This window comes from Flavobacterium sp. (assembly GCF_029945805.1).
In the GTDB taxonomy this organism is placed as follows: domain Bacteria; phylum Bacteroidota; class Bacteroidia; order Flavobacteriales; family Flavobacteriaceae; genus Flavobacterium.
The window spans coordinates 114,427-126,477 of the sequence record NZ_JAQSDH010000035.1 but is presented as its reverse complement, the minus strand read 5'-3'; the positions used below and the strand labels follow the sequence as shown (position 1 = coordinate 126,477).

Annotated in this window: 10 protein-coding genes; all 10 read left to right on the top strand. The window is 28.3% G+C overall.

Features of this window, described 5'->3' with window-relative positions; genetic code table 11:
• The 10 genes from PSU83_RS09035 to PSU83_RS08990 are packed head-to-tail and all read left to right on the top strand — an operon-like array spanning position 1 to position 12,048.
• Positions 1-2,781, top strand: coding sequence for a virulence factor SrfC family protein (locus PSU83_RS09035; protein WP_300589064.1), 2,781 nt, complete (start codon positions 1-3; stop codon positions 2,779-2,781).
• A gap of 4 nt (positions 2,782-2,785) precedes the next feature.
• Positions 2,786-3,601, top strand: coding sequence for a hypothetical protein (locus PSU83_RS09030; RefSeq protein WP_300589061.1), 816 nt, complete (start codon positions 2,786-2,788; stop codon positions 3,599-3,601).
• Positions 3,602-3,617: 16 nt separating this feature from the next.
• Complete coding sequence (locus PSU83_RS09025) at positions 3,618-4,232, top strand: hypothetical protein (RefSeq protein ID WP_300589059.1); 615 nt, start codon at positions 3,618-3,620, stop codon at positions 4,230-4,232.
• Positions 4,222-5,640, top strand: coding sequence for a S8 family serine peptidase (locus PSU83_RS09020; protein ID WP_300589057.1), 1,419 nt, complete (start codon positions 4,222-4,224; stop codon positions 5,638-5,640). Before PSU83_RS09025 ends, PSU83_RS09020 begins: the two co-directional genes overlap by 11 nt.
• A gap of 35 nt (positions 5,641-5,675) precedes the next feature.
• Positions 5,676-6,644, top strand: coding sequence for a hypothetical protein (locus PSU83_RS09015; protein ID WP_300589055.1), 969 nt, complete (start codon positions 5,676-5,678; stop codon positions 6,642-6,644).
• Positions 6,645-6,662: 18 nt separating this feature from the next.
• The gene (locus PSU83_RS09010) at positions 6,663-7,865 is read left to right on the top strand and encodes a GTPase (RefSeq protein ID WP_300589052.1); all 1,203 of its coding nucleotides are present in this window, start codon (positions 6,663-6,665) and stop codon (positions 7,863-7,865) included.
• An 11-nt stretch (positions 7,866-7,876) separates the two neighbouring features.
• Entirely contained in the window at positions 7,877-9,313 is a 1,437-nt protein-coding gene (locus PSU83_RS09005) for a hypothetical protein (protein ID WP_300589050.1), read from the top strand.
• Between the two features lie 4 nt (positions 9,314-9,317).
• Positions 9,318-10,004, top strand: a complete 687-nt coding sequence (locus PSU83_RS09000; protein WP_300589048.1) for a hypothetical protein — start codon at positions 9,318-9,320, stop codon at positions 10,002-10,004.
• A gap of 19 nt (positions 10,005-10,023) precedes the next feature.
• Complete coding sequence (locus PSU83_RS08995) at positions 10,024-10,908, top strand: hypothetical protein (protein ID WP_300589046.1); 885 nt, start codon at positions 10,024-10,026, stop codon at positions 10,906-10,908.
• 15 nt (positions 10,909-10,923) lie between these two features.
• A complete protein-coding gene (locus tag PSU83_RS08990) occupies positions 10,924-12,048 on the top strand; it encodes a cell envelope integrity protein TolA (RefSeq protein WP_300589043.1) in 1,125 nt (374 codons plus the stop codon).
• Positions 12,049-12,051: the final 3 nt, after the last annotated feature.

The window sequence follows — 12,051 nt, the reverse complement described above, 5'->3', positions numbered from 1 at the left end:
ATGAAACATTATTCAGAACAAGATATAGCAGTTTTAAAGGAGGATATAAATTCCAATAGCATTAAGTTGACTGAATCCGTTAAATGGGTGGAGAGCAACTTAAAATATGAGGAAAAGCATTCACTTTTATTAAAACTCAAAAACGCTTTAAACACTTTTAGAAAGGTATATAACAACATCGATTCTAAACCAGTTATTGCCATTTTTGGTGGCAGTCAAGTAGGTAAATCCTATCTGATTAAAAATTTATTAAGTAGCAAAGGGCAACCATTTGTTATTAAAAATAATAATAAAGAATATGATTTTCTTAAAGACATCAATCCTCCAGGTGTTGGGGCAGAAAGTACAGGTGTAGTAACTAGGTTTACAATTAATAATGAAGTGAAATATGAAGAATTTCCAATTAAAGTAAAATTACTTTCTCCAAAAGACATTTTAATTATTATTTTGGATTCCTTCTTTTTAGACCTCAAAAAGATAACAAATTTTGATAAAAATAAGGAGCTAGATATTCACATTAAGAATTTCGAATCTAATTATTCCAATTCAAAACAAACCATTCTTTCAGAATATGATATTTTAGAAATTAAAGAATATTTTGAAAATCATTTAAGCAAACACACAATTCTATTTGAAGGATTAAATGAATCGCGTTTCTTTGAACGTATTGGGAAAATTATTGATGGTTTTGAGTATCAGGAATGGAAAGCAATTTTTGAGGTATTATGGAATAAAAACGACCATTTTTCAGCCCTTTTTTCAAAGTTAATATCCGACTTAAAAACTGTTAATTTTGATGCAGTGGCCTATTTATCATTTAAAGAAGTACTTAGAGGCGAAGGAGAAGTATTAGATGTAAAGCGACTAAAAGAATTATACACTTGCAATAAATTTACAACAATAAAAAAAGAGAATGGCGAGGAAATAAAAATCAATTTATCTTTAATAACTGCTCTTACTGCCGAACTTGTTTTCTCTATTCCAAACGAACTTACAGATAGCAAAGAATTTTTAAAAAATTCTGATTTATTAGATTTCCCCGGAGCAAGAAGCAGATTAGCAATAGAAATTGAAGATGTAGACGATGAAATTATTCCGGATATGTTATTGCGTGGAAAGGTTTCGTATTTATTCAACAAATATTCTGATGATTTCAATATCAACAATCTTTTGTTTTGTACAAATGACAAGCAATTAGATGTCAACGAAATTCCATCATTATTATTCAATTGGATATCAAAAAATATTGGTGGTAATGCTTATGATAGAAACAATGCTCTTAAAGATGCTAATGTGCCTCCTTTATTTATCATTTTTACATTTTTTAATAATCAGTTAAAATTTGACACAACAAATGATTTTGAATATGCAAATGATGTTCAGAAATTAGACTATAAATGGGACACGCGATTCAACCGCTTTTTTGAAAATGAAATTGTAACACAAACAAAAGACTGGCACATTGATTGGACAAAAGACCAACAAAATTTCAAAAACTTTTATTTGTTAAGAGATTTCAAATATTCAACAGATTCTTTCGATGGATTTGAAGAAAAAGGATATGAAATTAAAGTAAGAGAAGAAAGAAGTCCTTTTTTAGATAAATTAAAAGAATCTTTCTTAAACTTCAAATTTGTTCAGAATCATTTTGATTCTCCCGCAAACAGCTGGAATATAGCAGCGAATTTAAACAATGATGGTTCGGAGTTAATTATTGATAATTTAACGCAAGTTTCAAATAACTTGACCAAAACAAATCATTATATCAATAAATTAAACAACCTGGTTATTGATTTAAAAAGAGAGTTAAACAAACACATCCATACTGATGATTTAACTATTTTAAGAGCCAATAGTATGAAAAGTGTGAATGAAATTCAATTTTCATTCAACGCAATTTTGACAAAAGATATAAATGGTTTCAATCAATTAATTAAACGAGTATCTGTAGAGCCTGTTGAAATTTATAATTTACTAAATGAAAATATTGTAGTAAACATAAATGAAAAGAGTTTAGATAATTTTAATCAAGGAAATATATTAATGTCACAATATCCCGAATTGAGAAATGTCAATTCTTATGAAGAAGTTATAGAAATTTTAAAACAAAACTTATGGCTATCTTCTAATCAGGAAGTGGAATCTTTTCTTTCAGAAAAAGGTATTAAAAAAGAAAATCTTTTCACAAATAAGGAAACCAAATCCAAAGCACAATTTTATACAGAATTATTGTTAAATTATTGGGAGTCAAAAATTACCAATCAATCTAATTTAGAATATTTTATTAATAACGGATTGAGTCAAAACAGCACTTCTTTTCTTGCTAACCATCTATCTAAAATAATTGAAAACAGAGGTTTAAAAGATAAATTGGAACGAATATTAAATGATGTAGTTTCAGAAACAAATACAAATCGTGGTGTCGAAGAATTTCTGGCAGAGACCTTCTCTTTATTAATCAATGAAATTGTAATCAACTTTGACATCAACTACTTTACAACTGAAGAATTAATCGAAATTGATAATTTAAAGTCAAATAGCAACTTTAAATTTTATAATAAAACGATACCAACAGATCAAAAAACCATTCAGGGCTTATTTGAAAATAATTCTGACGAAGTATCCAATTCAAATAGAATTGTTTTAGACAAATACAATAAATGGATTGAATTTTTTAGAATTTCGTTGCTAGTTAATTGTGGCTTTGTAAGTTATGATGAGCAAGCTAACAATCAGTTAAAAGAATTAATTAATGATTTTAACGAATTCAAATTAAATTAATTTTATGAATAAATTCCACCAAATACCAACTGATACGTTTATTCCAATATCACATGATAACAGTTATTTGTTCAATCATTATGATAAGGTGGCTAATTTTTTGGCATTTAATCTTGAAAAGAATTATAAAAATATTTTAGCTAAACCAGTTCAAAATGGTTATGTCTTTGATTGGTTCTCGGTTCATGAAAATTTAGTAAATATCAATGGGAAAAGCAAAGAAGAATCAGAAAATGAATTGGCGAAATATTGGCAATTTATTGAGGTAATCAATGCTAAAATAAGCCAACTTTCATGTTCTAGCGATGAAAATAATAAGAATTGGGCTAATCTTCTAGCTAAAGTATTCAATTCTAACGATAATTTTATTTTCTCTAACGGAAAAGACATATGTATTGTATGGGGTTGGAAGTTTAATAACAACGAAAATTATAAACCAAATATTTCAAAAACACCTAATACTTTTTTGTATCCTGACAGGAATGCAGCAATTGAGAATGTTCCAATAATAAATAAAGAAAATGAAATTGAGCAGGTAGATGATTATACAGAACCAATAGTTGATGACATCCCTTTAGAAGACGAAAATAGTGAAGAGATTCCAACTGAAGAAGTTCAAGGAGTTATTCCCGTTGAAGAATCAAGTTTTTTGAAATTCTTAAAATGGTTCGCTTCTAATTTTTGGTGGTTGCTTTGGTTGTTATTATTACTGATAATTTTCTTTCTATTATTAAAATCATGTGATTGTAGTGATAATTATAACGACATCAATACGAAACTAAATCAGTTAGAACAAAAAGCAAATGACTGTGGTAACTAGCAAAGCATAAATGAATTTGAACACACAAAATATAAAATCTTTTTTTTATAAGTATTGGTGGTTATACTATCTGGTATTCTTTTTCTTATTGGGATTACTCATTTATGCAGTATTATGTCGAAATAACTGGAGTAATACAAACGATAGAATTAATACAATTAATAAACGACTTGACGATTGTTGTAATGCAAGAAATGCAATTGTTAGTGATTCCATTAGAGTAATTGATAATAAAGGAGAATTTGGGTGTCTTAGTTTTACACTAATTTGGAACTCAACAGATGATCTAGATTTGGATGTTATTGATGCAAAAAGCAATCATATATGGTATAAAAAATATTGCAAAAGCCAAGACAACCAATTTTCAAGTGCTGGCGGACAATTAGATATTGATTTAAACGCAGAAGGTATAGATACTGACCAGCCTGTAGAAAATATTTATTTTAAATGTACGCCTCCAAATGGGATTTACAGTGCCCGTGTAAAAGCTTTTGAAAAAAGAGAAACAAGTCCTGTAAACGTTAAATTAATAGTCAGAAAAAAAGGGAAAATCGTTAAAGAGATTTCAAAAACCATTAGTCAACAAGATGAAATGATAGAATTAATAAAATACAACTATAATGCAAACTAATAAATTTCCATTTCGGTATTTTCTTATTCTGTTTCTAATGTTACTATTGGCGATACTCTTTTGGGTAATAGTTTTTGGATTTAACAAAAATTCAAATGGCAACGAACAAACAAATATTCAAAGAATTGTAGACCGTGTTTTTATTGACAGACCAAACACTGAAGAAGAATACTGGCATCAAGAATACTTACCAGAACAAGCTGCTCAAATCAATCCTATTGATACTACTAAAATCATTAACGACACACTAAATCAAAGAAGAATTGTTTCTAATCTAGTAAATATTGCAATTAAAAACACATCAAATTCTATTGCAAAGTTTGCTAATGAACTAAAACAAAAATATCCTTCAGACGAATATAAAATTGTCTACATCGATAGCGTTGTGAATCGTTTACAAGTACAACTTCCTGATAAAGACAGAGTCAATTTTAAAACTGAAGTAAAAGCAAAATTAAACCAATACAAACTATTAGTTTGGGACGAAACATTATTTGATTATGTCAAAACTTTTAACGATCCTAAATTAAAAGACAATAGCGCTAGTTGGTATTTAAAAGCAATAAATATTAATAAAGCTTGGGATCAAACTACTGGAGATAAAAAAATTGTAATTGCAGTAATTGATAATGGTTTCGACTTAAATCATCCGGAATTAGTTGGAAAAGCAGTTAAACCATATAATGTGATTGATAAATCGGAAAATGTAAGTCCAAGTAAAGAAAATCACGGAACGCATGTTACCTCAACTATTGTTGCTAATGGAAATAACAATCAAGGACTAGTTGGCATTTGTCCAGAATGTTCATTCATGCCAATCAAAGTGGAAGATCAAAACGGCATGGTGTCCAATACTTATATTATAGATGCCATACTTTACGCCATCAAAAATAAAGCAGATGTAGTGAATTTATCGCTTGGGATGCAGATTCCAATGGGTTTAAATATCCCACTCGAAAGGCAAAAAGAATACATAAATTCGAGTGCTAAAGATGAAACAGAATTTTGGGATGATTTATTTAACTATGCTAGTGAGAAAAAGGTAACCTGTGTTTTAGCGGCAGGTAATAGCAATATTTTAACAGGGTTTGACCCATTCCAAAGAGCAAAATCAACAATAAAAGTCGGGGCTGTAAATCAAAATGGTATAAAAGCGGGATTTTCAAATTTTGGTAATTATACAACCATTTATGCTCCCGGAACAAATATTTATGGCGCAAAACCTGGTAACAGTTACGAAGTACTTCAAGGCACTAGTATGGCTGCTCCAATTATTTCAGGTTTGATAGGTTTAATAAAATCAAAAAATAAAAATATTTCAAATCAGGAAATACTAAAAATACTGGATGCTAACACAATAACAAAAAACAATATTAAAATTATAGATATTGTGAGCAGTATTAATTAACAATAAAAGTAAATACAAACAAATCAATTAAATTAATGAAACAACAAAACTTTTTATTCGTAGACATTATATCCTCAATCTTTTTATTAGTAATCCTAATAGGTAATTTTATGGGGCTATTATACATCACAGATGGTAATTTAGTTATAAGCATGTTGGGCAGTATGTTCCTTGTAATATGCTACTTCTTTGTTGTACAATTTTTAAAGAAAAACAAGGAATTAATGATTAAAAAAAACTTTTTACATCCATCATCACTTTTTTGGATTTTCTTCTTGCTACTAGGATTTGTGAGTTTTAATTTGATGTCACATTTTATCAATGTGGAATACAATTGCAAAGACCAGATTAAAAAAGAGGCTACTTACAAAATAAAATTAGTCGATAGTATTGCCTCTATTTATAAAAAAAGAGCCCATGATGACCTTCAGAGTTTTGATTCACAACTAAAAAATAAACTAAGAGATTATAAAACCACCAAAAGCATTAAACTAAGGGAAGAATTAGTAAACGGTTCTTACAAAGTAGAAGTTAGCATTTTAAGTAATCCTGACTATATAAATGTGAATGAAGTAGCAAGTGCTAAAGTAAATCCATATGATATTAAGATTAATAAGAATATTGAGAATATTGATAAAACCATCAGTATTAATAATAAGAATTACCAAAGTGTTTTTGATAATTGGAAACGCTTAAGCTTAGTGGCCACTTATGCTAAATTAAATCAATATGTAGAAGCCAATGTAAAATCAATTAATTCAAAGATAGGAGAACTACCTTTAAATAAAACTGAGATTAAACTTGTATTTGATAAAAAGCAACTTCCTCTAAATAGCCCAACTAAGCTAAATATTGAATACAAACCAAATTATATGATTCCAACAGTTTTCATTATTCTTACGCATTTATTCATTTTGATTCCATTTTTTACATGGAGAATTGTGGACTATGTTAAATCTAATGATATGGATCCATTAGCAATAGAAAATGTTAGAGAAATTTAATTAGTTAAAAAAGAAATCATGACTGAAGTTCAAAAAAATAATATTTTACTTAATTGTAATAATATTGATATAGATAGCATAGTAAACATCATAAAAAAAGGAGACATTACCATAGATGAATTCATAAATGCGGGATTAGATGCTACAAAAGTTGAAAGTGTCAAAAATGAATTAAAAGCAGCTATTCAAAAGGAGAAAATAGAATTAGAGAATGAAGATTTAAAAAATCAAAAAACAGTTCATTTAGATAGAATCTTAAAAGGAAAAATCATAGCTGATGAAATAAAAGGATTGATAAACAAAAGAGTAATTACGTTTGAAGATATTACCGAAGCTGGTTTGCCCTTAAAAACGGCTAACGCTCTAAAATATTATTGTAGTGCCGATAAAATAACTAAAAGTTACACGATAGAGCAACTTCCTCCAATGGAAGAAGGTCGTACAGATGTTTACTTTATAGGACTTCCTGGTTCTGGTAAATCAACAATGATTGCAGGTTTGTTAAATGTAGCTCACAAAACTGGGGTATTGCTACCAGATCCATATCACGCAGCAGGGGTGAATTTTCAAACAGATTTAATACAAGATTTAAATAGAGGTGTTTTGCCAGAACGAACAGATGTGGGTTCATACAATTATATAGCGGCCTCTATTAATGATCCCAATAATAAAAGACATCCTCTAAATATTGTTGATGTTCCCGGCGAATTATATGAAAAGATACAAGGTAATGCTGAAGTAGATAAATTTTTAAAATACATCAATAACAAAAATAAAAAGATTTTAATATTCGTCATAGATTCATTAGAACATGAAAATACGGAGTCAATAAGTAAATTTGATCAGTCAGTTGTATTTCCAAACATCCTCCAAATATTTAATACAAATGGTGTTTTAGAACAAACAGATGCAATTTATTTAGTAGTAAATAAATTCGATGCAATAAAGGAATCAAAGTACCCATTCGACGATAGACCGAATGGTGACATTGCACTTGAATTTTTAAACGATGAATTTTTAAGCTTAAAAAATAATTGTATTGCTGCTAGAAAGGATACAAAAAACAGTATTAAAATCAAAGTAATACCATTCTCAATCGGAAGTTTATCTTATGGTTCCATACTGAATACATTAGATAGAGATTTTGCAAAAACAATACTCAATCAAATCACAAACGATTCTTTTATTATAAGTGGTGGAGCTAATAAAATTTTTAATTAATCTAATATAAAATGAATTTATTCGGACTAATAATACAAAGAACTACTTCGGGTTTGAACGATATGTTTGTTTCAGATAATTTAAAAGAAATTAGAAGAACTCCTGAAATTGAAAAAACTACAGACGATGAAAATAAATATGCTACAAAATTGGCAAACCAATCTGATGTATATACATTTCAAATAACTCCAAATTATAGAGTATATTCATTGGTTATTACTGATGCTACTGATTCATTTGGTAGAGCAGGTTTTTACGCCATTAGACTATATACGCCAAAAAAATATCCATTAGCCAACTTTGAAGTAATACTTCAACAAATTAATAAAAAGTATCTCGAGTTTGAAAGTACAGGTACTTTAAAAAACAATCAAGAGTACAATAATTTACTAAAATATGATTTACCGCTAGAAGTAAATCAAGCAAACTTTATAACCACTAACACTAATGAAGTAGCATTTTGCCTTTATGATGGTAATAATCCGCAATTAAGCGGTTTATTTAATCATAAAGCTGTTGGTTTATTTAATAAAATGTATGCTTTCAATAAAGAAAATGCGGTTTCAACCGACATTATTAAATCACTAGGATTGAAATCTTTCGAAGAAGTAAGAACCAATTTTAAAGAAGTTTTAATAAATAACAATTATAGAATTCTAAAGGAACTAAAAGTAAATAATGTTCCTGTAGAATTTAATCAAAATGATAATGAATTAGTATTAATACTAAAAAAGGAAGATGAAATAGAATATAATACTACTGACAATCCAAAATTCAAACAAGCTGTAGGTTCAATGATTTATGTGGAGAGAAAATACACAGCTCCACCTTCGCCATCCCGACCAAAAGGACCAAAAAAAGCTAGTTTTTTTGAAACGTATGGTCTGTATTTTATAATGGTAATAATGATTGTGGCTCTGGGAGTTGGAAGTTGGTTTATTTTTATAAAAGATAATGCTGTACCGGAACCAGAACCAACACCAATTTCTAACAATGAGGCTAATCAAAATGCAAATCCAACAGCTTCAGAAATAACATTTGAAATAGATAGGTCTATTAGAGACACTACTGTTTATATAACCTCTTACCCTAAACTAGAGAAATACCATTTCAAATTAGATAATGAAAAATGGACTTATAATAAAGATAAAAGTAAATATGCTGATTTTTACAGTACTAATCTAGACGAAATATTAAAAAACGAATCTTTAGTTTTTGATAGCAACAAAAAAAATGAGTTTTTACAAAATCTAGAGAAAATATCAGGACAAAGGATACCTGATAAAGAGATAATAATTATTCATTCGACTGAGGATAGGAAACAAGAAAGCAAACCTAAAAATGTGGCTCCAATTGTAACTAAACCAAAGACTGGCAAACCGAAAAATGCACCAAAACAAAATAATCAAAATAATAATGGTGAAAAAGTAGATCCTAACAAAATATAATAGTATGATAAAAATAACAGAAAAAAATAGAAGTCTTGTTTTTTTAGCAGCAACAATGATTATTGGGGTTTTAATAGTTGGAGTTCTCATACTAGTAGAGAATAACGATGTTCAGGGCGTAGAAATAATAGATGAGCAGGCCAATACAAATTTCAAAGACTTAGAAAATAAAATTGACATTTTAAAAAATCAGAATTTTGATCCAAATAGTTACAATACATTGGCAACTGCGATTGATGCTTCGTATGAACAAGGATTAATCAACAGTTCAGCAAAAGCTAATCTAATATCAAATTTGACTACTGTATACTCAAATTTAGTGTACAACAGGTGTGAATTTTATCTGACTGGGAATACTATGAATACAAGTACAGATGTTTTAAATTGGCTTAGTCAATTAGAAAGTATCACATCCAGAAATAGTTCTATAGATTATTATCGAGGACAAATAAATGCTTACATATATTATTCTGAAACCTTGCCCAATAAAGTAGACAGTTTTATATCACCGGGCATTACAAACTATAATGATACTCTTTATTATAGCTTTAAAAATGAAATTGACAACATGCCAAAATTACAACCAAAATATAGAGCTAAGCCCTTATTCAATAATATTAAAACAAGATTAATCAATGAATTAGCTCAATTTAATACTGATTGGGCTACTGCTGGTGTGCCAACTGAATAATTTTATAAACTAAAAAACCATGAAAAAATATTTTCTGCTAATTATTTTGATATCAACATTTTCTTTTGCTCAAAAAGATTATTCCAAATCAAGCAAAGAGGAATTAATAAATACTATTAATTCTAAAGATAAAGAATTAAAAAGTTTGAAAGAAAAACTAGAAAGTGAAAAAACTGCAAAAGAGAAATTAGAAACTAATCAAACCAAATCAACTAATGCAGAAATTGCACAACTCAAAAAAAGCATAAAAGAAACAAATGCTGTTTTTCTTAGAGAGATTTTTGATAACAAATATGTTAGCAAACCATATTTAATGGAAACAGATTTAGCTATTGATGATATATCAACGCGAATTGAAAACTCTAACATTTTAATAAGAAGTATTCTATTAGATGACACAAATAAAGAGGTCTTTGAAATTTGTAATAAAGCATTAGATTTTAACAAAAATTATTTAAAGTTATTTCAAATTAGAAATGATGTAATATTTGAAAAGTATGATTCCGTTAAAGTAAATGAAGCAATAAAAGAAATTCAAATGCTACCAGCTTTAGATGAAAATTCAAAATTAGATAGTACAAAAAAGAGAATGAGTAGTGTTTTAAAAAATTATTTAGAAAACACGTGCTTGTTGAAAAAAACTTTAGATGCATATAAAAAAGCTGACCAAAGCGCTATTTTGAAACAAAAATATACAGCTCTCGAAAAAGATGAACATTATAAAGATTATCCATATCTAGTTCAAACTATAAAAAAAATTAAAAATAGTGTAGTTGGATATACCGATGATGATTTGCAACCATGTGATGAAGTTAAAGAAAAAGTAACAAAAAATAATGAAGATGATAAATCTTCAAAAGAAAATTCTCCAATAAAAACAAAAGAATTAGAGAATAAAAAATAAGATATTCAAAAAAAAATGAAAAAAAGAGCATCACTTACCCTATTAGTTCTTTTGTTATTTCAAATTTCTTTAGCTCAAAAAAAAGATGTTAAAATCATCATTAAAGAGGCTTCTGAAGCATTTAATGTGCAAGATTATGAAACTACAATCCAAAAAATTGAAGAAATAAAAATTGAGTTTAAAAAAAATTCTCCTCCTCCTTTTGTTTTATCGATGGAAATATTAGCAAAATCTGAAATAATTAAAACCAATCCTTTAGATAACTATGCTTTAATTACTAGTACGAGAAATTTGACTAATAAATATCTGAAAAATCCAAATTCAAAAAAAGATCTTAATTATAGTGCAGTAGTACAAGAGAACAATATTCTAAACACCTACCCAAAAGACTTAGCAACTTTCAACGCTCAAAAAGAAGCAAAGCTTAGAGAAGAAGCATTGCAAAAAGAAAGGGAAGAAAAAGAAGCTGCTGAAGCCAAATTACGAAAGGAAAAAGAGGAAGTAGAGGCAAAAGCAAGGATGGAAAGAGAAGCAATACAAAGACAAGAACGGTTAGAACAAGAACGGGTGAGAAATGAAGCTGCTGCTAAAGAAAGAGAATTAAATAGAGCAGCTGAAGAAAAAGCTGAAGAGAAAAGAGCAAAAGAAGCAGAAGCATATAGTAAAAAAGTAGATCGTGAAAATAAGAGCCACTTAAATTCATTCTCAAGTTTAGGTATTCAAAGTGGAGAAATTGCAAAATATGGTTTTATTTATGAACGTGGTGGCAGAAAAACAATTGGATTTCGTTTTTCAGCAAGAACAAGTTTGACATCTGAAGAAGATATTTTAAACGGTAAAGCAACAGAAAATAAAACCGAAATAGAATTAGGTCCAAACTTTAAAATTTTTAAAAGAATATATCTAAATATAGGAGTCGGTTATGGTTATTATAATAGAATTATGAATAATGATTATTCGGGTGAAGTAAATTTAGAAAAAACAGGATATTCAGTCGCTACCGCAGGGTTAATGATTCGCGTATCCAGAGTGATAAACATTAATGGTGGAGCAGCATTAATGGATATTGATAAAGATTTATATAAACCTGAAATAACATTTGGTATATCCTTTAATCTTAAGGGAAAATATAAATATTAAAAA